The following is a 21,570-nucleotide window of genomic DNA, read 5'->3' as shown; positions in this document are numbered from 1 at the left end:
ATCGAGTATCTGGTATTATGTTCCCCCCCGGTCCTGATGTCAATCATGTTGCCATATGATTGAATCCCTTTTGTAAAAATGCAAACAGCCCGAGTTTTGGGCATTCTATAAAGCAAGGTAACTTTTGATTGAAAAAGAAGTCCATACTAAAATATACTGTCATCATTGCGGAGACCTTTGTCCCGATGAAGGGATACAGGCCGAGGGCAATTTTTTTTGCTGCAACGGCTGCCGGATGGTATTTGAGGTTTTAAGCGAAAAAGATCTTTGCGCTTATTACGATCTGAACCAATATCCGGGAAAACCGCAGGGCCGGCTGCCGCGGAAAGACCGGTTTGCTTTTCTTGAAAAGGAGGAAATAATAAATAGCCTGGTGTCTTTCTCCGACGAACAGCAAACACACGCCACTTTCAGTATCCCGTATATGCATTGCAGCAGTTGTTTGTGGCTGTTGGAGAATATAGGGAAAATGCAGCCCGGTATTCTTACTTCCCGGGTGAATTTTTCTGAAAAAACGGTTTTTATCATTTTTGATAATAAAAAATGTTCACTCCGGAACGTAGTGGAAACGCTGACGATGATTGGTTATGAGCCCTGCCTGGATCTGAATACCCACCCAAAAGACAAACCCCGGCCAATAAAAAACAAGCGCACGCTGGCCATCAGCGTCGCCGGTTTTTGTTTTGCCAACCTCATGATGTTAAGCCTGCCCGAATATTTTTCCCTGGGTGGCTACCTGGAAGAAAGAATAGGACATGTTTTCCGGTATATTAGTTTGTTGCTGGTACTGCCGGTGTTTTTTTATTCGGCGCGGGAATTCTTTATAAATGCCTGGGCCGGTCTCAGGACAGCCCGCTTGAATATCGACTTTTCGATCGCCCTGGCCTTGCTGCTTACTTTTTCCAGGAGTTGCTATAATTTGTTTTTTCTGGATGGGGCCACCTATTTTGACAGTTTAAGCGGCATTGTTTTTTTTATGCTGATCGGGCGCTGGGCCCAGGAAAAAACACAGCGATCCTTGGTGTTCAACAGGGACTATAGTTCCTTTTTTCCGATATCTGTAAACCTGATAAAAGGGGAAAGGATAATGCCGACACCGATCAGTGCGCTGAAAAAGAACGATATTATCGAGGTGTACGATCAGGAGATCATTCCTGCCGACAGCCTGTTGTTGCAGGGGAAGGCAATGGTTGATTATAGTTTTGTAACCGGTGAAACCCTTGCCAAACCTGTAGAACAGGGCGCTGTTTTGTATGCAGGAGGCAGGCAAATAGGGGAGCGTCTCGAATTAATGGTCTTAAAGCCCTCCAACCAGGGATACCTTGCAAACCTCTGGAATAAAGAGGCTCCGGATAAAGAAAAAAAGCAGCACGAGCGGTTGCATAAAACCAGCAACTATTTTACCCTGGCGGTATTGCTGCTGACGGCCGGCAGCGCGCTTTACTGGTTTTTAAATGGTAATGCCGGCGCCGGATGGCGCGTGCTTACCACAACCCTCATTGTTGCCTGCCCCTGTGCCCTGTTGCTCGCCGCTACTTTTACGAATGGCCATGTGCTGCGGATGTATAAAAAAGCAGGCCTCTATTTAAAAAATGCCAGTGTTATCCGCTCGCTGGCGGATATTAACCACATTATCCTGGATAAAACAGGAACTATTACCAATAGTAATGGGTTTACTGTAATGTACCAGGGCCGCCCGCTAACAGACGAAGAATGCTGCTGGGCGGCTTCGTTGCTTAAACATGCCACCCATCCGCTAAGCAGGGCAGTGGCTGCTTATCTGGGCACCCGGAATAGCACTCCCGTAAAGCATTTTAAGAACCAGCCGGGCAAAGGGATTGAAGGCTGGATTGCAGAACGGCATTTGAAGATCGGCAGTCGCTCTTTTGTTTTAGGCAAGCCAGACACGGAAGCGATGAATGCCACGCGGGTCTTTCTTAAAATTGATGGCGCTACGATCGGGTTTTTTGAGTTGCAGAACAGCTACCGGGGGGATATGGCTTCCTTTTTGAAACGATTGCAGCAAAAGGGCACCGTATCTATACTTTCGGGGGATAATAATGCGGAGCTGACCCGGCTGCAGGAGCTGCTGGGCGCTGATGCCGACATCCGTTTTTACCAGTCGCCAGACGATAAATATGAAGCCGTTTGTTTCTTGCAACAACGTAACCAGAAAAAAGTATTAATGGTGGGCGATGGCCTGAACGATGCCGGTGCATTGCAACAGAGCGATGTGGGGATCGCCGTTTCGGAAAGCGCTAAAACCTTTACCCCCGCCTCAGATGCTATCCTGGACGGCGCTGCTGTAACGCAATTGGACCAGATATTGTACCTGGCAAAAAAATCCGGGAACGTGGTGCGTGTCGCCTTCCTGGTATCTATAGTGTATAATATCGTGGGTTTATATTTTGCGCTGCAGGGGCAGCTTTCGCCGGTTGTTGCAGCGCTGCTGATGCCGCTGAGCTCGGTAAGTATTATACTGCTTACCCTTTTTCTTTCCGAATGGTATGGGAGAAAATTAAAGCCTGTTAACGCATGATCGATATCAGTAGGGCCACTGCCGGTTGTCATCCTACAGGCGGTGGCTTCCGCGGACCTTTGTTTTTATAATGAGCATTATTATCATAACCGCCATTGGCAGCTTGTTGATTGCCCTTCTGTTCCTGGCAGGATTGCTGTGGAGCATAAAAGATGGACAGTATGAAGATGAGTACTCACCGCCCCACCGTATTTTATTTGACGAGAAAAAACAAAAAAATAAATAACCAGAATGTATGGAACTACAGCAATTTAGTTACGATAACCGGATTCCAAAACTGTTTGCCATTGCCACGATCACCTGGGGCGTTATAGGTATGATGGCGGGTGTTTTTGCTGCATTTCAACTGGCCTTTCCGGCATTGAATATGGGCTTGCCCTATACCACGTTTGGCCGGATCCGGCCGGTGCATACCAACGCGGTGGTTTTTGCCTTTGTGGGAAATGCGATTTTCACCGCCGTGTATTATTCGATGCCCCGCCTGTTAAAAACACCTATGTGGAGCAACCTGCTCAGCAAGATACACTTTTGGGGTTGGCAGCTCATCATTGTATCCGGCGCCATCACATTATTGTTGGGCTATACTTCTTCAAAAGAATATGCAGAACTGGAATGGCCAATAGATGTGGCTATAACCATCGTGTGGGTACTGTTCGGTATTAATATGATGGGCACCATCCTTACCCGGCGGGAGCGGCACCTGTATGTAGCCATATGGTTCTTTATCGGCTCCTGGGTTACGATAGCCATGCTGCATATTGTAAATTCTTTGGAGCTGCCTGTTTCATTTATGAAAAGCTACTCCTGGTACGCAGGGGTCCAGGATGCGCTGGTACAGTGGTGGTACGGACATAATGCGGTGGCCTTCTTTTTAACCACCCCATTTTTAGGGATCATGTATTATTTTCTTCCCAAAGCCGCTAACCGGCCTATTTATTCCTATCGGTTAAGCATCATCCATTTCTGGAGCCTGATCTTTATTTATATATGGGCTGGCCCGCACCACCTTTTAAATACTGCATTGCCCGAATGGGCTCAGTCACTGGGCACGGCCCTTTCCCTGATGCTGCTGTTGCCGAGCTGGGGAGGTATGCTGAACGGGCTCTTTACGTTAAGGGGCGCCTGGGATAAGGTTCGGGAGGACCCCGTGCTGAAATTTTTTGTGGTGGCCGTTATCTGCTATGGAATGGCCACTTTTGAAGGCCCTATGCTTTCGCTGAAAAATGTAAATGCCATCTCGCATTACAGCGACTGGACCATTGCGCATGTGCATATCGGCGCATTGGGCTGGAACGGCTTTCTTACCTTCGGTATGTTATACTGGCTTTTCCCAAGATTATTCAACACCAAACTGCATTCTACCAAACTGGCGGGCACGCATTTCCTGATCGGCACTTTTGGTATGATCCTGTACGCCGTGCCCATGTACTGGGCAGCCTTTAGAAGTTATTTTATGATGTCTGCCTTTACACCGGAAGGGCAGTTGCAATACCAGTTTATAGATGTGGTACAATCCATAGTGCCTTTTTATATACTCCGGGCGATCGGAGGCTCGCTTTATCTTACCGGCGTTGTGCTGATGGTGTATAACCTGGTCAAGACCGCAAGGCAAGGTACATTCGTTGCAAGTGAGGAAGCCAGTGCCGCACCGTTGGAAAAGAGCTACAGGGCCCCGGCGCAATCGCACTGGCATGCTCGGATCGAGCGCCGGCCGTTGTTATTGCTGAGCTTAAGCCTTGTTGTGGTGGCTATTGGCGGATTTGTTGAAATGGTACCTACGTTCCTGGTGAAAGAAAATGTTCCCACTATTGCAAGCGTAAAGCCCTACACACCGCTTGAATTACAGGGGCGCGATATTTATGTAAGAGAGGGGTGTAATAATTGTCATACCCAGATGATCCGCCCTTTCCGTTATGAAGTGGCGCGTTATGGCGAATATTCCAAAGCGGGAGAATATGTATATGATCATCCGCACTTATGGGGCAGTAAGCGCACCGGGCCAGACCTGGCCCGTATCGGCGGAAAATATCCTGATAGCTGGCATTTTAATCATATGCTGGACCCCCGATCGATGGCGCCCGGTTCTGTAATGCCTTCTTATCCCTGGTTGTTCGATGACGCGCTAGACGAGGCTTCTACCAATTCAAAGATATATGCCATGCGCAAATTGGGAGTTCCCTACAAAGAGGGCTATGAAGCAGTAGCTGTGGAGGATCTGAAACGCCAGGCCAATGAAATAAGCGGCCGGCTAAAAAAGGAGAAAATAAGCATCCCCGGTAATAAGGAGATCATTGCACTTATTGCCTACCTGCAGCGCCTCGGCACTGATATCAAGGCGGAAGGCAGTGCGCAGCAACAACCCTGATAAATAAATACCCCGATTATGAAATTTGTTAATTACTTGGAAAAAATAAGCGGCGTTGGGGTTTACCCAATGATATCCCTAGTGTTGTTTACCGTGCTGTTCACGTCTGTAGTGGTCTATGCACTAAAAGTAAGCAGGGAAACGATCTCCCGGATGGAACAATTGCCGCTGGACGATGAATGATCTGAATGCTATCTGATCACAACTAAAGAAATTTAAATGAAACGACCTGACTTAAAAAATCAATCGCTGCTAATGACCACTATTCCGCTTCTGGCGCAAGGTCAGCCTCCGGGTGCTGCATCGTTTACCCTGGATGTAAACACCTTGCTGATTATTATTGCTGTGCTGCTGTTACTGGTAATAGGGATACTTGGATATATTCTGATAGCTTCCACTGATGTTTACCGGAAACGTAAAGGGCTGAAAAAGCCCGGTGAAAGAATACTGAAATCCCTGCTGCTGATCATGGCTTCAGCCGGGGCCTTACAGGTATTTGGACAAGAGGCGGCGCCGCCGGCCGCGAATCCTTTTTCGGATGCAAGCTTATTGCGTTATTTTCTGATAGGAGTAGTAACGCTGGAGTTTATTGTAATGTTTGTGCTCATTTACTGGATCCGTTTTTTTACCGGTATCGAGGAACTGCAGCAGGAAAAAGCCGAGGCAAAGAAAAAACTGTTTAAAGGCGCTTCATCGTGGTGGGGCCGTGTTAATAAATTTAAGCCGATAGAGGAGGAGCATACACTGGATGTGGGCCATAGTTATGACGGCATCCGGGAGCTGGATAACCCCGTACCAGCCTGGTTTTCCATCGCTTTTATTGCTTCCATCCTGTTTGGGCTTGCCTATCTCTGGCGCTATGAGGTAGTCCATTCCGGACTGAACCAATATGAAGAATATGAAGCTGCGGTAACCAAAGGCAACCTCCAGGTGGCAGCCTATATGAAGACCAAAGGAGATGCTGTTAATGAAAACACGGTTACCATGCTTGACGCAGCGGGAATTGAGGCGGGTAAGAAATTTTTTATGAACAACTGTACGGCCTGTCATGGCAATGCGGGGCAGGGGGGTGTGGGGCCTAACCTGACAGATGATTACTGGCTGCATGGGGGCTCTATCGGGAATGTTTTTCATACCGTCAAGTTCGGTGTGGTGGAAAAAGGAATGATGAGCTGGAAAGATATTTTCTCAGCAGAACAGATCGCCCAGATCGCCAGCTATATCAAATCTATTCACGGTACCAACCCGGCAGGAGCTAAGGCGCCACAGGGTGAGCTATACAAGGATGCCCCTGTAGCGGCAGCCGGGAATAAAGACAGCACAGCACAAAAAGTAAAATGATGGAAACAGAGCCTATTGGTCCTGCTAAAGCAGGAGATAGTTTTCGCGACCGGCACAGTAATACTACTGAAACGGGCAAACGTAAATGGGTGTATGCTTTAAAACCCGGGGGGAAATTGTATCAATACCGGCAATGGCTGGCTTTTGTGTACCTGGGGTTATTCTTTGCACTTCCTTTTATTACCATCAGCGGGCTTCCCGCAGTGCAGTTAAATTTTCCCGAAGCGAAGTTTGTTTTATTGGGCCAGATCTTCTGGCCGGATGATTTTATCATTTTCGCTGTGGCGATGATCGTGCTGATCGTCTTCATCGCTTTCTTCACCGTTATCTATGGTCGTGTTTTTTGCGGCTGGATATGCCCGCAAACTATCTTTATGGAATTCGTTTTCCGTAAAATTGAATGGTGGATCGAAGGAACGCCGGCCCAGCAGAAAAAGCTGAACGCAGCGCCAATGAATGCAAATAAATTTGCCAGGAAGGCGTTAAAACATGCGGTGTTCCTGTTGGTATCGTTTCTGGTAGCGCATGCTTTTCTTTCTTATATATTGGGCGTACAGGAAGTGTGGCGCCTGATCCGCGGACCCATTGCCGAAAGCTGGAGCATTTTAGCCGGGCTGCTGTTCTTTACGCTGCTGTTCTATTTTGTTTTTGCATTTGTAAGGGATATTGTATGCACCACTATTTGTCCTTATGGCAGACTGCAGGGCGTTTTATTCGATAAGGATACCATGCAGGTGTCCTACGACTATAACCGGGGGGAGCCGAGGGGTAAACTGAAGAAAAACAGCCAGCAGGATTTAGGCGATTGTGTGGATTGTAAACTTTGTGTAAGCGTATGCCCTACGGGTATTGATATTCGCGACGGAGTGCAGATGGAATGTGTGGGATGCACGGCCTGTATTGATGCCTGCAATTCTGTAATGCTGAAAATTAATCGCCCCCTGGGGCTGATCCGCATGGCATCAGAAAACCAGATCTCCAAAAAATTGCCCTTCCATTTCAACGGTAAAATGAAATTTTATTCTGTTGTACTGGTGCTTTTAATGGGGATTATCAGTACCCTTGTTTTTTCACGTAAAAGTATAGATACTACTGTTTCCCGGGTGAAAGGTCAGTTGTACCAGGAGGTAGGCGCCGATTCGTTATCAAACCTGTTCCAGGCAAAAATGATCAACAAAACAAAAAAAGAAGTACAGTATCAGTTAAAAGTAGAAGGCGCCATTCCGGGAACGATTAAGATGGTAGATACCGGCCATGACCGTTTAAAACCGGAAAGCATCAATACGGTTACGTTCTTTATCATTATTCCAAAAACAGCCATCCGGTCAAGGTCTTCCAATATCAATGTTGGGGTATATATTAATGGAGCAAAAATGACGAAAGTGCAATCGACATTTCTGGGGCCGTTTATATAAGTAAGAATGAAATCAGTTGATGAGAAGCTTCGTTATTACGAAGAACTGATAGCGAATAACTAGTGTTAAGTCAATAGTGAAAGGTGAAAAGTGAGAGGTGAATAGTGAAGTAATATAAAATATCCAAGGGCTGTAGGTTCAGGTGTTTTTACCACGATAAAAAAAATATCAAAAAACACGAACATTGAATGTTACTAAAAGAATGCCCGTTTACATTTTGTATTTAATATTCCTTATTCTACATTCTCCGGAATCAAGCGCTTAAGAAAACAACATTGAATAGTGAATAGCGCACATTTATCGTTTTCCGATATTACATGCCATTTTGCAATTAACATAACACTAATAACTAAAAACTTTCGTACCATGAGCTGGGGATACAGGATAATAATAGTAATGGGGATCTTTTTAGCAGGTATGACCACTATGGTCTATATAGCAATACTGCAAACCAATGAAATGATTGACACGAATTACTACGAAAAAGAACTGGCGTATCAAAGCATCATCGATGCAAAGCAACGCCTCCATGCTATCGGTAGCAGCGTTACTATTGTGGAAACGGCTGATAGCCTGCGGGTCCTTTTCCCTCCAGCCCTGTCCGGCGATATTAACAAGGGAACCATTTCGTTCTTAAAATTATCGGATAGCAAAAGCGACCGGAACATTAGCCTGGATCATACCAAAGTTGCTGTTCATGCCTTGCCGGTTAAAGGCATGCAAAAAGGGTGGTACAAAGTACGGGTACAATGGGTGAATAAAGGGCTAACGTATTATCAGGAAGAAAGTTTTTTGGTTCATTAGATGAATGATAGCCGCAATCATTATAGGGTTAGGAATGGGCATGGCTGCCGGTTTGCATTGCATTGGCATGTGCGGCCCGCTGGCGCTTTCCCTGCCAATAAATGGCCCGGGCAGGTTCGCACGCGTTAAGGGTGCATTGCTGTATAACACAGGAAGGGTAACTACCTATGTCAGTCTGGGTGTATTGCTGGGGTTGCTGGGGCGGGGTATCAGCATAACCGGCTATCAGCAATGGCTTTCAATCGCCGTTGGTACAATAATGTTGTTACTGTTACTGGGAGCAAAGTATATGCCTCCTACCGGCCCGGGGGCTTTTTTTCAGCAACGGATAAAAAGGGCATTGTCTTATTTTCTTTTGGGCGAAAAACGCCCGGTTACTTTTTTTGTAATTGGGATGTTGAATGGTCTCTTGCCTTGTGGAATGGTTTATATGGCAATAGCCACAGCATTGGTCATTGGAAACCCTTTGCAATCCGGTTTATTAATGGCGGCTTTTGGTTTGGGAACGGTTCCGCTGATGGGCTTGTTAATGCTCGCCGGGCATAAGCTATCCTTCCCGCTCCGAAACAAATTGAAAAGGGGGCTGCCCTGGTTTACAGCCTTTATTGCCTGCCTGATGATCCTGCGGGGATTGAATCTCGGGATCCCTTATGTAAGTCCTGCTTTTTCGGGGCGTCCGCTTGCTGAGAAAATTATGTGCCATCCCTGATTCTTAATACTAGGTGCTATTTATCTTTTTGACTCCGGCCGGAGCGGCGTGTTTGTAATCCATTCAGGTTGATCCCTATGATGTTTACACCTCTATTTAAGTAAATATCATTGGTTGCCTGATGAAGGTCTCCATCGCCACTAATCGCAATCATGGCTCTCGCGCTATGCAAGTGGTAGCTTTGGGTCATCATGAACCAAATAATAATAGACCCCTCTTTAATAAAAAAATATGATCAGCCCGTACCCCGTTATACGAGTTACCCCACCGTTCCGTTTTGGCAGGACCATATTTCGCCGGGCCAATGGATGGAGCAATTTAGAGAACAATTTGCTGCTGAAAATAACCATAACGGCATCAGCCTTTATATTCACCTTCCTTTTTGCGAATCTTTGTGTACTTATTGTGGGTGCAACAAAAAAATTACAACCAATCATACCGTAGAAGAACCGTATTTACTGGCTATCGCCAAAGAATGGAAACAATACCGGAGCCTGATGCAGCAAACACCGGTAATCCGGGAACTCCATTTAGGGGGCGGCACTCCTACGTTCTTCTCCCCGCAAAACCTTGAACGGCTGGTGAGAACAATACTTGGAGACTGCACCCCGCACCCGGACTATGAATTTAGTATTGAAGGGCATCCCAATAACACCACGCCGGCACACCTGGAGGTATTGGCATCCCTGGGGTTCCGGCGTATCAGTTATGGTGTGCAGGATATGGATCCCGAAGTACAACGGGTGATCAACCGCATACAGCCTTTAACTAATGTGCAGCGGGCAACAGACGAAGCAAGAAAAAAGGGCTTTACTTCTGTTAATTTTGATCTTATCTATGGATTACCCCTGCAGCGGCTGGCAGGGATACAAACCACTTTTGAACAGGTGCTGGCGTTGCAACCAGACAGGGTTGCTTTTTACAGCTATGCACATGTGCCCTGGACCAGCCGCATGCAACGGCTGTTTGACGAAACACAATTGCCTGCGCCGGAGGAGAAAATGCAGCTTTACCTGGAAGGCAAAAAATTGTTGCTGGAAGGCGGTTACCAGGATATTGGTATGGATCACTTCGCGTTGCCGCATGATGAATTATTCCTGGCGCGGGAAGCAGGCACGCTTCATCGTAATTTTATGGGGTATACTATTCAGAACAGTTCCTTCCTTCTTGGTTTGGGCGTATCAGCTATAAGCGATATAGGGAATGCCTTTGCGCAGAATGAAAAGAACCTGCATGATTATTATAATGCTATCAACACGAATCAACCAGCCGTAAAAAAAGGTTATTTTCTTAGTGAGGAAGATTTGTCCTTCAGGCGCTATATTAAAGACATTTCCTGTAAGGCAGGTACGCTCTTTGATGTAAAAGATCTTGAAATACTGGAACAGTCTTCTTTTCCGTTGCTCTCTCAATTGCAGAACGATGGGCTGATTATTTATGACCGGAAAGGAGTTAAGGTAACGCCAATGGGACATTATTTTATCCGTACGATCTGTAGCGCCTTCGACCTCTATCTGCAGCGGCGTACTCTTTCAGATAATAATGAATTATTTAGCAAGGCCATTTGATGTTTATTACAGTAAAGATCATGATTCCTTATGATCTCAGTCATAAAACCGGACTTGTGTACCACACTACCTTTGGTCAAATCAAACTGAACGAATATGAATAAAAAAATCATCGCAGCCATGAGCATTGTAGGAGCTTTATTGATAACTGCCTGTGGCGGTGGAGAAAGCCCCGATACTAAATCAGCTACTTCCGCCGCTCCGCAAACGGAAACACCTGCAGCACCGGCGACGGGTTCTTATGATCCGAACCGCGGGGAAGGAAAATTCAGTGAAAGCAATGTTACCATTGGTGCACTAGATGCGGCAATGGCCGGCAAAGGAAAAGCCATTGCGGAGACAAAATGTTTTTCCTGTCATAAAACAACAGGGGAAAAATTAGTAGGGCCCGGCTGGAAAGGCGTTACCGAAAGACATAAGCCTTATTGGATCATGAACTTTATTACCAATCCGGATCCGATGATCGATAAAGATCCTAAAGTGCAGGCGCAACTGGAAATATGCCTGGTGCGAATGCCCAATCAGAATCTTACAGATGAGGATGCCCGCAATATCGTAGAATTTATGCGGCAGAACGATGGTGCCAAATAAAGGGCCGTTGGTAAATCAATTTCAATGCACATCATAACTGATTATTTATGATTACTAAAAAATTAATGGCCGGCGTATTGACTGTGGCCGTATTGCTTGCCGCGTCCTGTAAACCCAGAGGAGTAGGCAATGCAGTAAGTGCCGATGCAGCATCAAAAGTTTATGTGGCGCCCGGCAAATACGATGAGTTTTACAATTTTGTATCGGGAGGGTTCAGCGGACAACTAAGTGTATATGGCTTACCCAGCGGTCGTTTACTGCGGGTGATCCCCGTATTTTCTGTTGACCCGGAAAAAGGGTGGGGGTATAGTGAAGAAACGAAACCCATGCTCAATACGTCGCACGGCTTTGTGCCCTGGGATGATCTGCACCATGTGGAAATGTCGATGACGGATGGTACAGCGGATGGGAAATGGGTGTTTGTAAACGGTAACAACACTCCCCGCCTGGCGCGTGTGGACCTGAAGACCTTTCGCACTGCGGAAATTCTGGAACTGCCCAACAGCGCCGGCAATCACAGTTCACCTTTTAGTACCGAAAACTCCGAGTACATAGTAGCAGGCACCCGTTTCAGCGTACCGCCGGATGATGTCAATGGGGATGTGCCGATCAGCTCCTATAAAGAAAATTTTAAAGGCCATATCAGCTTTGTGAGCGTCGACAAAACAAATGGCGAGATGAAAATTGCGTTTCAGCTAAAAACACCGGGGGTGAACTTTGACCTTTCCCATGCGGGTAAGGGAAAGTCGCACGACTGGTTTTTCTTCAGTACTTATAATACAGAACAGGCCAACACCCTGTTGGAAGTAAACGCCTCGCAGCGGGATAAAGATTTCATCATGGCGGTGAACTGGAAGAAAGCAGAGGAATATGTAAAAGCAGGAAAGGGCAAAAAGCAATCAGTGAAATATGCACATAACAAGTATGATGAGACCACCCATACCGCAAAATCCGAAATGGAAAATGAGGTAACCGTGTTGGATATTACGGAGTTCCCTGACCTGGTTTATTTTATTCCCTGTCCAAAATCGCCGCATGGCTGCGATGTGGATCCCTCCGGTGAATATATTGTGGGCAGTGGCAAGCTGGCCGCCCTGCTGCCGGTATTTAGCTTTGATAAAATTCAAAAAGCTATAGCGGATAAAGCCTTTGAGCCGGAAAAATATTCGGGGATACCCGTAATAAAATATGAGGCAGCATTATATGGTGAAGTACAGAAACCCGGCCTGGGGCCCTTGCATACTGAGTTTGACGGCAAAGGAAATGCGTATACGTCCTTCTTTGTATCCTCCGAAGTAGTTAAATGGAATATTAAAGACCTGAAAGTGCTGGACCGGCAGCCCACTTATTATTCTGTGGGGCACCTGATGATACCGGGCGGCGACAGTAAAAAACCTTTTGGAAAGTACCTAGTGGCCTATAATAAAATTACAAAAGACCGCTACCTGCCAACTGGGCCGGAGCTGTCACAAAGTGCACAGTTGTTTGATATCAGCGGCGATAAAATGCAGTTGATCCTCGACTACCCGACTATTGGCGAGCCGCACTATGCACAGGCGGTGCCGGCAGCGTTGATCAGGGAAAAGCAATTGAAGATCTTTGATATCAACGCCAATAAAAATCCTTATGTAACTAAGGGCGAGGCGGAATCAAAGGTGGTGCGACAGGGCAACCAGGTGCATGTGTATATGACCGCGGTGCGCTCGCATTTTGCCCCGGATAATATTGAAGGGGTGCAAATGGGCGATGAAGTATTTTTTCATGTAACCAACCTGGAACAGGATTGGGATGTGCCGCATGGTTTTGGAGTGAAAGGTGCTGCAAACGGGGAATTATTGATCATGCCGGGCGAAACATTAACATTGAAATGGACCCCTGATCGCACCGGGATCTTCCCGATCTATTGTACTGATTTCTGTTCGGCGCTGCACCAGGAAATGTCGGGGTATGTGCGCGTTTCTCCCAAGGGAAGCAATGTGCCCATTTCCTATAGCCTGGGTAATAAGAATAAACCCGCGGCGCCTGCTGTCCAATAGAACATCGTCAGCCAAATTTCCATATATCAAGGCAGCCGTTTGAGAAAACTGGTTGCCTTTTATTTGCTCATGGAATGTTTGCCGGAAAAACGGAAAGGCGGGAAAGATTATATGTGAGTCGTTTATGATTTACCGTGCTTGGCGCAAAAAAATCTGTGAGAGCAAAAAAACGAGAGGAACAATAGGAGCGCATTAATATATGGCTCACAGATGCCACGGATTCTTACAGAAGGTTTTTTAATCTGTGTAAATCTGGGTAATCTGTGAGAGCAAAAAACAAATCATGAAAATCGCATTTCTTTCAAGAGTGTTAATCATTGCAGCGGCCGTTGCTTTGCTGCTGTCATTATTTGTACCAATCTGGAGCATTTACCTGGATGCCCCGCAATACCCGGAAGGGCTCCGGCTGCAGATATGGGCAAATAAGATCGCGGGGGATATCGATATTATCAATGGACTGAACCACTACATAGGCATGAAAACATTGCACAGCAAGGACTTTATAGAGTTTACACTGTTGCCCTATATTATTTGTTTTTATATCCTGCTGTTTGCGTGGGCGGCTGTTACCGGTAAAAGAAAAGTATTGAATATTGTATTTGGCGCCTTTGTTTTATTTGGCGTGATTGCTATGGCTGATTTTTGGAAATGGGAATACGATTACGGGCATAACCTGGATACTAATGCAGCTATTAAAGTGCCGGGCATGACCTATCAGCCGCCGTTGATTGGGTTTAAACAGTTGCTCAATTTTGGCGCTTATTCCGTTCCTGATATTGGTGGCTGGCTGTTTGTGGGAGCGGGTATTTTATTGTTGATTGCCATTTTGAAAGAAGGCCGGGGACGGAAACAGAAAAAGTTCTATACGCCTGCGATGTCCATTCTTGCAATAGCCGTTTTGTTTTCTTCCTGCACGAATACTACTCCGCAGCCGGTTCTCCTAAATAAAGATGCCTGCGATTTTTGTAAAATGACGATATCCGACGGGCGCTTTGTGGCAGAACTTATTACCAGGAATGGCAGGGTGTATAAGTTTGATGATATGGGCTGCATGCTGCATTATGTAAAGGAAAAAGGAGATGAAAATATCCGGAAATTTTATGTGGCTGATTTTAAAAAGAATAACGTGTTAGCAGACGCAACAACCGCCTGGTTTATTCAAAATGAGGCGCTGAAAAGCCCCATGGGAGGCAATATAGCGGCATTTCCGGTGAAAGACGACGCGGTAAAGGAAGCTGCAGGCTATCAGGCTGCCGTGTTGGATTGGGAGCAATTGAAACAAATGGCAAGTGCCAAAGAGAATCATGAACACTAATAAATATCTACGGATCATTTGCTGGTACATGCTGTCTATGCTGGTATACACGAATATAGCGGCTACGGTACTGGAAGTGGGTGCGGGCAAGCCTTATTCGGGGATAAAACCGGCGCTTGTAGCAAGCCATAATGGAGATACTATAAAAGTATATAAGGGTATTTATAAAGAGGGAAATATTATAATTGATAAGGCCATATGCCTTACAGGCGAAGGGCAGCCGGTGCTGGACGGCGAATTAAAGTATGAGATCCTGTCTGTTAAGAGTAGCCATGTTGTGATCCGGGGGCTCACGCTTCAACGGTCTGGCCGCGCCGCTATGAGCGATCCGGGCGCCATTAAAGTATATGATGCGGCGCAGGTGTTAATAGAAAATAACACGTTGCTGGATAATTATTTTGGAATTTACTTGCAATATGCAACTAATTGTGAGGTCCGGAATAATCGTATTCAGGCTTCGCAGGTACAGGAAAGTCAATCGGGCAACGGCATTCATTGCTGGAAGAGTGATAGTCTCCGGATCATCGGCAACCAGGTGTCCGGGCACCGGGATGGTATTTATTTTGAATTTGTGACCCATTCGGTCATCTGGCGGAATATAGCGCAGGACAACCTGCGTTATGGACTGCATTTTATGTTTTCCCATGAGAACGCCTATATCACCAATTACTTTAAAAACAACGGGGCTGGCGTGGCAGTAATGTTTACGAAAAAAGTGGTGATGATCAATAATACTTTTGAGGCGAACTGGGGCGATGCCGCTTACGGGGTACTGTTTAAGGAATTGTCGGATTGCTATTTGCAGGGGAATAATTTTGTGCGCAATACCACCGGCATTTTTTTTGACGGCTGCAGCCGCATTATGATCGAACAAAACAATTTAAGGAACAATGGCTGGGGAATGCGGTTACAGGCAAACTGTACGGATAATACTATCAGGCACAATAATTTCCAGGGAAATACTTTTGATGTAGCTACCAACGGCTCCCTGGTACTGAATCAGTTTTGGGGGAATTACTGGGATAAATATGAAGGGTACGATCTAAACAAGGATGGACTGGGCGATGTGCCCTGTCATCCGCTTAGCCTGTATTCGGTTATTGTTGAAAAGAACCCGCCGGCAATGTTATTATACCGCAGTTTTATGATCAGCCTGCTGGACAAAACGGAAAAAATAATACCTAGCCTGACGCCGGATAATTTTGTTGATAAAAGGCCAAAGATGCGCCCTTATATATTATGATAACCATAAAAGATATCAGTAAACGGTTTGGAAAACTGCAGGCCCTGGATAAGGTGAACCTGCAACTGCGCGCGGGTGAATGTATAGCGCTCATTGGCCCGAATGGTTGTGGCAAAACAACATTGATAAAAACCATACTGGGTATGGTGCGACCGGATGCGGGCACTGTTTTATTTAAAGGAAAAGATGTGCGTAACGAAGATGCTTACCGCAGGCAAATTGGCTATATGCCGCAAATAGGGCGTTATCCTGAACATATGACTGTTGGTCAGGTACTCAATATGATCAAAGGGATCCGTAGCGATGAAACGGCGTTGGACCTGGAGCTTTATGACCAATTTGAAATCGAAGGGATCTTGCAAAAGAAAATGCGGACGCTGAGCGGGGGCACTACCCAAAAAGTAAGTGCCCTCCTGGCTTTTCTGTTTCGCCCGCGGGTGTTGATCCTGGATGAACCCACAGCGGGACTGGATCCGGTTGCCGCTGACCTGTTAAAAGAAAAAATAATTAAGGAGCGGAATGCCGGGCGCTTAATCCTGATCACCTCGCATATCTTAAGCGAGTTGGAGGATCTCGTAAGTCATGTGGTGTTTTTACAGGAAGGGAAGCTAATACTGCATAAGAGCGCGCCAGCTCTGAAAAGCGATACAGGAGCCAACAGTCTCGCGCAGTCTATCGTTCATTTATTGAAAAATGTAGCGACATGATACGAATATTGAAATATGTGGTGATCGACATTTTAAAGAATAAGATCATCATCGCCTATACGCTTATGCTGGCCCTGTTTTCCTGGAGCGCATTTGGACTGGAAGATAATGCGGCGAAGGGGGTGCTTACGGTTTTGAACCTGGTGTTGTTAACGGTGCCGCTAATGTCGGTGTTGTTTGCTACTATTTACGTATACAACAGCGGGGAGTTTATTGAGCTGCTGGTAAGTCAGCCGGTTCGGCGCAGTGCTATCTGGCGGGCGCTGTTTTCCGGGCTGTCGCTAAGCATGGTGATGGCCTTTTTGACCGGGGTGGGCATTCCGCTGCTGGTGTATGCCGATGTTGGTACGGCATTGATTATGTTATTGTCGGGCTCCTTGCTTTCGGTGATTTTTGTGGCGATCGCCTTTTTGAGTGCTGTTATTGCCCGCGATAAGGCCAAAGGTATTGGTGTATCTATATTGTTGTGGCTGTATTTTGCATTGTTATTTGATGGCCTGGTATTGTTCTTATTCTTTCAATTCGCCGATTACCCGATAGAAAAAATGGTTGTATTATTAAGTGCCTTAAGTCCCATAGATCTGTGCAGGATCCTGATTTTATTGCGCCTGGATGTGTCGGCTATGATGGGCTATACCGGGGCCGTGTTTAAAAATTTTTTTGGAAGTAGCGGAGGGTTGGGCGTTTCGTTTTTGTTGCTGCTCTTTTGGGTCGTGATGCCTTTTTATTTTTCGTTACGAAGGTTTAAGAAAAAGGATCTGTAAAAATTTGCTGATATGAACCATCATTTATTGTTAATTATACATCTGGTGGCGGCAACCATCTGGGTGGGCGGCCATTTATATGTTTGCCTTTGTGTATTGCCCGGCGTATTAAAAAGTAAGGATGCCGGCCCGCTGTTGCGGTTTGAAAAAAGTTTTGAGCCGCTGGGAATGCCTGCTTTAGTGCTGCTGGTAGGTACGGGTATTTGGATGGCGCTGCAATTTGGTGTATACCCGAGCCAATGGTTTTCTTTTGCATCGCCGTTGGAGCGGGTTGTTTCCGTAAAATTGCTGTTGTTGTTGTTGACAGTGGTATTAGCGCTCAGCGCTCAGTTGCGCGTGATCCCAACATTGAAACAATCCGCTGCCCGGCTCAATGAAATGGCCGTTCACGTAGTTTTGGTAACACTAATTGCGTTGGCGATGCTGGTACTGGGATCATTTATTCGATATGGGGGGATCTGATACAACGCAATTTGAGTTTGAACAGATAGCGGTAAAACCTCGATACGTTATATCCCCACAATAATTTGAAAAAGGCTGCCTGTGTATTTTTCAAAAACCTGTTTGAACTGGATTGCTCATTTTGCGTGGACTATTTTTGATTAGTTGAGTTCCGGTAAGAAGCACTATACTAGTCAAAAGAACTAAGGCAGCCACGAATAAAAGTTCATTAATATACGGAACGGGCCTGTAAATAAACGCGGCAATTCCCTGTAGGGTTAAGCAAAGTTCATTGAGTACAACACCGGATAGGAAAAGCAGCGCACAGCACCTGGCGGTTTTTGTTATGATCAGCAAACCATTGGAAAATAGAAACCCAATATAAAATAAACTATAGGCACCTAAGAGCACCAAATGCAGGTAGGCAATTACGACCGGACGAAAACCAAATACCAACTGGCTCAGGCTTGGGATAGCAGACACTGCCTGCAATAGGATTTTCAGGGTGATTGCCAGGGTTGCCGTGTAAAAAAAGATAGTGACCCAGGTGCCGGAGCTTCTACTGAATTGTTGCCGGATGATGGGCCACCCTTTTATCAGCAGCAGCACCCAGGCAGTGAGTTGCGCTATTGCTGCCGCAACCGTAATACCATACAGCCAAAGAGGAAGTTTTATCCACAGAAGCGATAAGAACAGGGTGGGAATAATCGTGAAGCAAAAGATTTTGTAATAGTAGTTTAATGAAGGGATCCGTTGTTTTAACCAGGGCGCTGCCAGCGCCATAGTGCCAAAGAAAAACCACCCGTTATATTGGAAATGGAGATAGTAGTAAATAGATCCCAGGTAAAAATCGGTATTGATATTTTTGCCGGCCATCATATATGCCAGCGAAAAAGGTCCGGCTGAGGAAAGAACATTCAGCAATAACCCTGTAATCGCCCAGGGTTTTGCGGCATGTTCCGGCGGCAATTTCCCGGCATCCTTTATAAAGCAAACCGCAAATGCCATGGCTGTAAAAATGGTCAGCGTTGAAAATACTATGGATATGGCTTTATAGCCCTCAAGGGTGAACGCCACCAGCATGCCCATGCCAAATAGCATATTGAGAGAAATAAGCAGGCGGTATTTTTTTTGCTGATTGCCTGGCAAATAGGGGGCCAGTAACAGCGCCAGGCCGCAGTACAGGCAATGACTTATCCATCCCGTAAAGGCAAAATGCGAATGTGCATGCAACAGGTTCTTTTGCTGCAGCAACGGAAGGGCAAATGCTATTTTGCAGCGCATCAGGGCTCCATAGAGCGCCACAAGGCTCAGGCTTACCAGGCCAGTCCTGAACCAGCTTTTTAAGGTAAAGGGAATCATAAAAAATCAATAATAAAGTTTGTGCTTAAAGATTTTGATCTTTCCTTCTTTATTCATGCGCGACAGTGTTCGGATAACCGTTTCAACGGCTAAGCCGGTATGGTCGGCTATTTGTTGGCGTGTATAAGGAACGCACCATTGTTGTGGGCAGGAGCTCTTCCCTTTTATTTTTTTCAGCAGGCGAAGAATTTTTTCTTCCGGTCTTTGGTTCACCCATATTTGCGCAGTGGTTGCCTTATTATAAATTCGTCCTGCAAAATGGTACAACATCCGTTCATATAAACCCGGGTGATCCTTTAAAAGGGCTAAAAAATTTTCTTTCCTGATTTTTATGATCGTGCTGTTCTTACTGGCTTCGGCTGTGCTTGGGTACCGTTTGCCCAGCAACAGGGGCGGTTCCCCGAATGTCTCGCCGTCACGGAAGATCCCCTGTGTCAACTCCCGGTCTTCTGAACTGCTGCTGTATAATCTTATTTCTCCTTCCAGTACCTGGTAAAAGAAAAAGGGTTGGGCGCCTTCTAAAAAAACAAATTCACCTTTGTTGATCTTTTGAGTTATTGCTCCATAACCAGCCAGGATCGAATACGCTATTTGCATGATTGGGGATGAGTTTTAAAATCAGTTACAAAGACTTTGTTCCAACAACAATGCTTTTGGGAACAGGATATTATTTTCCAAATGAATATGGAGGTGCAGGTCCTCTTCGAATTCTTTTAACAGGGAAAAAGTTGCTTTATAAGTATTACAGGCGCCTTCAGGCGGCGTATAATTATTTGTAAGTGCAGCCATTTTGCGGAACCGCTCGCCTTCGTTGTTGTGCTCGTAAAGCATTACTTCAATGGGGTGTTGAACCGTTCCGAAGGGAGCTGTGGCGCGCCCGCTCTCCACCATTTTCCGGATGTAAGGGAACAGGATCTGTTCTTCGTTTTTTAAGTGCGCGGCAAGATCCCATGCAGACTCGTTGAATAACTGGTCCAGTTCAATAAGTTCCGGATGCAGGTCTCCATGTACACGGGCGAGCTTATTCAGAAAAGGTATAATTTCCGGGGTACGGGAGGAAATATAGCGATGATGTTTTTTTTCAATATAGTCTGCCAGCAGATCCGGTGGCCACGCATTGAAATCTGGTGTGGAGGCACTAACGGTTTGTGCGGCATTGTTCAGTGTGTCAATTAACGGGTCTAAAGCAATACGTTTTTTTTCACAAGCCTCCGCGATGGTGCGATTGCCCTTGCAGCAAAAATCAATTCCGTAATTTTTAAAAACCGGGGCGGTACGGTAGTCTTGTGCTACCAATGCTCCAATAATGGTTTGTGGGGTAATATTCATGATATTGTTTTTTGTAGTATATAGAAAAAATAAATAAATACCTTTTTGTCTTTTATGTTTTAAAAAAAAGGTTAGCGTTTTAAAAATGTTCTGGCTGTTTTGGGTTGGTCCACAAATGTGCTGAGCTTTGCCTGCGTCAGCATTTGGTGTGTTCCCTTCCTGATCTTTTTAAATTTATTATGCAGCGGGCAGGGTTGTGTTTCCGAACACTCCCGCAAGCCAAGTCCGCACCCGGTAAAAATAGCATTGCCATCCACAGCGGTTACGATGTCTGCGAGGGAATGCTCCAATGTGGCCTCATCGTGATAAAAGCCCCCAGTAGGTCCCTTTAAAGAAAGCACTATTTTTTTTCTGCTTAATTCCTGCAAAATTTTTGCAATAAAGTGCTCGGGAGAATCAATGCCATTGGCGATCTCGATAATACTCACGCGCTCCCCGTTCCTGGTTTGCTGTGCGATAAAGATCATCGCCCGGATGGCATATTCACATGTTTTAGAAAACATTTGGCTGGGTTTGTAAAGCAAAGATAGCTATTATTTAAATAAAGGATAAAAATGTCTTTTATTATTTTGCTGCTGAAGTTGGGTCTGTTTCCGGGTATTTATATGAGCAGGGAAGGGTGAAGGTTATTGCCGTGTTGCTGCTTTTTATTTGTCTTGTGACGGCGATCACTAAGATAGCCTGGTATAGCTGCTGTTGTATTGCGCAGTCTCTGTCAATACCAAAATGGTCCCGGATCGAAAAAATATCGGCGGGAAAGATGATATTCCACTGAAAGGTTGTAATATTGCACCCCATTCGCCCAGATGGCGGAATTGGTAGACGCGCTAGACTCAAAATCTGGTTTCGGCAACGGAGTGCAGGTTCGATTCCTGTTCTGGGCACTTGATTATCAATCAGTTAGAAAAGACTCACTTGGTGGGTCTTTTTTATTTGCACACAATTTGCCAGCAAATTTTTTCAGAGGTATAAAAGAACTAATTAGTAGCTAAGTTAAGTCTTTTTTAGCCGTGGTTATAGTCAACCTCATTTCGGAGAAGT

Annotated in this window: 20 protein-coding genes and 1 tRNA gene; 17 read left to right on the top strand and 4 right to left on the bottom strand. The window is 45.7% G+C overall.

Annotated elements, in window-relative coordinates; translation table 11 throughout:
* Positions 1–124 precede the first annotated feature (124 nt).
* The 16 genes from NIASO_RS08560 to NIASO_RS08485 all read left to right on the top strand — a co-directional run bounded on the left by NIASO_RS08560 (position 125) and on the right by NIASO_RS08485 (position 17,859).
* Complete coding sequence (locus NIASO_RS08560; RefSeq protein WP_008584357.1) at positions 125–2,539, top strand: heavy metal translocating P-type ATPase; 2,415 nt, start codon at positions 125–127, stop codon at positions 2,537–2,539.
* Between the two features lie 70 nt (positions 2,540–2,609).
* Positions 2,610–2,765: a cbb3-type cytochrome oxidase assembly protein CcoS gene (gene ccoS, locus NIASO_RS08555; protein WP_025298820.1), complete on the top strand. Its 156-nt coding sequence runs from the start codon at positions 2,610–2,612 to the stop codon at positions 2,763–2,765.
* 9 nt (positions 2,766–2,774) lie between these two features.
* A complete protein-coding gene (gene ccoN, locus NIASO_RS08550) occupies positions 2,775–4,904 on the top strand; it encodes a cytochrome-c oxidase, cbb3-type subunit I (RefSeq protein WP_008584358.1) in 2,130 nt (709 codons plus the stop codon).
* Between the two features lie 18 nt (positions 4,905–4,922).
* Positions 4,923–5,087: a hypothetical protein gene (locus tag NIASO_RS08545; protein ID WP_008584359.1), complete on the top strand. Its 165-nt coding sequence runs from the start codon at positions 4,923–4,925 to the stop codon at positions 5,085–5,087.
* Between the two features lie 36 nt (positions 5,088–5,123).
* Positions 5,124–6,245 carry a cbb3-type cytochrome c oxidase N-terminal domain-containing protein gene (locus NIASO_RS19665; protein ID WP_008584360.1) on the top strand — a complete coding sequence of 374 codons (1,122 nt, stop codon included), beginning with the start codon at positions 5,124–5,126 and terminating at the stop codon, positions 6,243–6,245.
* Positions 6,242–7,660: a cytochrome c oxidase accessory protein CcoG gene (gene ccoG, locus NIASO_RS08535; RefSeq protein WP_008584361.1), complete on the top strand. Its 1,419-nt coding sequence runs from the start codon at positions 6,242–6,244 to the stop codon at positions 7,658–7,660. The genes NIASO_RS19665 and ccoG overlap by 4 nt, the downstream gene beginning before the upstream one ends.
* A 366-nt stretch (positions 7,661–8,026) precedes the next feature.
* Positions 8,027–8,464 carry a FixH family protein gene (locus NIASO_RS08530; RefSeq protein ID WP_008584362.1) on the top strand — a complete coding sequence of 146 codons (438 nt, stop codon included), beginning with the start codon at positions 8,027–8,029 and terminating at the stop codon, positions 8,462–8,464.
* A 4-nt stretch (positions 8,465–8,468) separates the two neighbouring features.
* A complete protein-coding gene (locus NIASO_RS08525; RefSeq protein ID WP_008584364.1) occupies positions 8,469–9,173 on the top strand; it encodes a sulfite exporter TauE/SafE family protein in 705 nt (234 codons plus the stop codon).
* Between the two features lie 191 nt (positions 9,174–9,364).
* Positions 9,365–10,741 (top strand): oxygen-independent coproporphyrinogen III oxidase, encoded by a 1,377-nt coding sequence (hemN, locus tag NIASO_RS08520; RefSeq protein WP_008584367.1) that lies wholly within the window; start codon positions 9,365–9,367, stop codon positions 10,739–10,741.
* A gap of 96 nt (positions 10,742–10,837) precedes the next feature.
* Complete coding sequence (locus NIASO_RS08515) at positions 10,838–11,332, top strand: c-type cytochrome (protein WP_025298815.1); 495 nt, start codon at positions 10,838–10,840, stop codon at positions 11,330–11,332.
* Positions 11,333–11,379: 47 nt separating this feature from the next.
* Positions 11,380–13,368, top strand: a complete 1,989-nt coding sequence (gene nosZ / locus NIASO_RS08510; RefSeq protein ID WP_025298814.1) for a Sec-dependent nitrous-oxide reductase — start codon at positions 11,380–11,382, stop codon at positions 13,366–13,368.
* 283 nt (positions 13,369–13,651) lie between these two features.
* Complete coding sequence (locus NIASO_RS19930) at positions 13,652–14,683, top strand: nitrous oxide reductase accessory protein NosL (protein ID WP_008584375.1); 1,032 nt, start codon at positions 13,652–13,654, stop codon at positions 14,681–14,683.
* Complete coding sequence (locus NIASO_RS08500) at positions 14,673–15,926, top strand: nitrous oxide reductase family maturation protein NosD (protein ID WP_008584376.1); 1,254 nt, start codon at positions 14,673–14,675, stop codon at positions 15,924–15,926. The genes NIASO_RS19930 and NIASO_RS08500 overlap by 11 nt, the downstream gene beginning before the upstream one ends.
* Positions 15,923–16,633, top strand: a complete 711-nt coding sequence (locus tag NIASO_RS08495) for an ABC transporter ATP-binding protein (RefSeq protein WP_008584378.1) — start codon at positions 15,923–15,925, stop codon at positions 16,631–16,633. Before NIASO_RS08500 ends, NIASO_RS08495 begins: the two co-directional genes overlap by 4 nt.
* Entirely contained in the window at positions 16,630–17,397 is a 768-nt protein-coding gene (locus NIASO_RS08490; protein ID WP_008584380.1) for an ABC transporter permease subunit, read from the top strand. Before NIASO_RS08495 ends, NIASO_RS08490 begins: the two co-directional genes overlap by 4 nt.
* Positions 17,398–17,409: 12 nt before the next feature.
* Positions 17,410–17,859, top strand: a complete 450-nt coding sequence (locus NIASO_RS08485) for a CopD family protein (protein ID WP_008584382.1) — start codon at positions 17,410–17,412, stop codon at positions 17,857–17,859.
* Positions 17,860–17,949: 90 nt separating this feature from the next.
* Here the strand turns inward: NIASO_RS08485 and NIASO_RS08480 are convergent, their stop codons facing one another.
* From NIASO_RS08480 to NIASO_RS08465, 4 genes are all read right to left on the bottom strand, one after another.
* Positions 17,950–19,200: a hypothetical protein gene (locus NIASO_RS08480; RefSeq protein ID WP_008584384.1), complete on the bottom strand. Its 1,251-nt coding sequence runs from the start codon at positions 19,198–19,200 to the stop codon at positions 17,950–17,952.
* 6 nt (positions 19,201–19,206) lie between these two features.
* The gene (locus tag NIASO_RS08475) at positions 19,207–19,797 is read right to left on the bottom strand and encodes a Crp/Fnr family transcriptional regulator (RefSeq protein WP_008584386.1); all 591 of its coding nucleotides are present in this window, start codon (positions 19,795–19,797) and stop codon (positions 19,207–19,209) included.
* Positions 19,798–19,818: 21 nt separating this feature from the next.
* Positions 19,819–20,529, bottom strand: a complete 711-nt coding sequence (ric, locus tag NIASO_RS08470; protein ID WP_008584387.1) for an iron-sulfur cluster repair di-iron protein — start codon at positions 20,527–20,529, stop codon at positions 19,819–19,821.
* Between the two features lie 71 nt (positions 20,530–20,600).
* Positions 20,601–21,032: an RrF2 family transcriptional regulator gene (locus NIASO_RS08465; RefSeq protein WP_025298813.1), complete on the bottom strand. Its 432-nt coding sequence runs from the start codon at positions 21,030–21,032 to the stop codon at positions 20,601–20,603.
* A 297-nt stretch (positions 21,033–21,329) separates the two neighbouring features.
* Between NIASO_RS08465 and NIASO_RS08460 the strand changes: the two genes are divergently transcribed.
* A tRNA-Leu gene (locus NIASO_RS08460) sits at positions 21,330–21,413 on the top strand.
* Positions 21,414–21,570: the final 157 nt, after the last annotated feature.

The sequence above is a fragment of the Niabella soli DSM 19437 genome, from assembly GCF_000243115.2.
Taxonomy (GTDB): domain Bacteria; phylum Bacteroidota; class Bacteroidia; order Chitinophagales; family Chitinophagaceae; genus Niabella; species Niabella soli.
This window is presented reverse-complemented; position numbering and strand designations above follow the sequence as displayed.

Bases quoted from the DNA above. Each gene is read 5' to 3' on its own strand.
- ric (WP_008584387.1), bottom strand. From the start codon at position 20,529: ATGAATATTACCCCACAAACCATTATTGGAGCATTGGTAGCACAAGAC.
- NIASO_RS08545 (WP_008584359.1), top strand. From the start codon at position 4,923: ATGAAATTTGTTAATTACTTGGAAAAAATAAGCGGCGTTGGGGTTTAC.
- ccoG (WP_008584361.1), top strand. From the start codon at position 6,242: ATGATGGAAACAGAGCCTATTGGTCCTGCTAAAGCAGGAGATAGTTTT.
- NIASO_RS08530 (WP_008584362.1), top strand. From the start codon at position 8,027: ATGAGCTGGGGATACAGGATAATAATAGTAATGGGGATCTTTTTAGCA.
- NIASO_RS19930 (WP_008584375.1), top strand. From the start codon at position 13,652: ATGAAAATCGCATTTCTTTCAAGAGTGTTAATCATTGCAGCGGCCGTT.
- nosZ (WP_025298814.1), top strand. From the start codon at position 11,380: ATGATTACTAAAAAATTAATGGCCGGCGTATTGACTGTGGCCGTATTG.
- NIASO_RS08525 (WP_008584364.1), top strand. From the start codon at position 8,469: ATGATAGCCGCAATCATTATAGGGTTAGGAATGGGCATGGCTGCCGGT.
- hemN (WP_008584367.1), top strand. From the start codon at position 9,365: ATGAACCAAATAATAATAGACCCCTCTTTAATAAAAAAATATGATCAG.
- NIASO_RS08495 (WP_008584378.1), top strand. From the start codon at position 15,923: ATGATAACCATAAAAGATATCAGTAAACGGTTTGGAAAACTGCAGGCC.
- NIASO_RS08480 (WP_008584384.1), bottom strand. From the start codon at position 19,200: ATGATTCCCTTTACCTTAAAAAGCTGGTTCAGGACTGGCCTGGTAAGC.
- NIASO_RS08500 (WP_008584376.1), top strand. From the start codon at position 14,673: ATGAACACTAATAAATATCTACGGATCATTTGCTGGTACATGCTGTCT.
- NIASO_RS08515 (WP_025298815.1), top strand. From the start codon at position 10,838: ATGAATAAAAAAATCATCGCAGCCATGAGCATTGTAGGAGCTTTATTG.
- NIASO_RS08490 (WP_008584380.1), top strand. From the start codon at position 16,630: ATGATACGAATATTGAAATATGTGGTGATCGACATTTTAAAGAATAAG.
- ccoN (WP_008584358.1), top strand. From the start codon at position 2,775: ATGGAACTACAGCAATTTAGTTACGATAACCGGATTCCAAAACTGTTT.
- NIASO_RS08485 (WP_008584382.1), top strand. From the start codon at position 17,410: ATGAACCATCATTTATTGTTAATTATACATCTGGTGGCGGCAACCATC.
- NIASO_RS08465 (WP_025298813.1), bottom strand. From the start codon at position 21,032: ATGTTTTCTAAAACATGTGAATATGCCATCCGGGCGATGATCTTTATC.
- NIASO_RS08475 (WP_008584386.1), bottom strand. From the start codon at position 19,797: ATGCAAATAGCGTATTCGATCCTGGCTGGTTATGGAGCAATAACTCAA.
- NIASO_RS19665 (WP_008584360.1), top strand. From the start codon at position 5,124: ATGAAACGACCTGACTTAAAAAATCAATCGCTGCTAATGACCACTATT.
- ccoS (WP_025298820.1), top strand. From the start codon at position 2,610: ATGAGCATTATTATCATAACCGCCATTGGCAGCTTGTTGATTGCCCTT.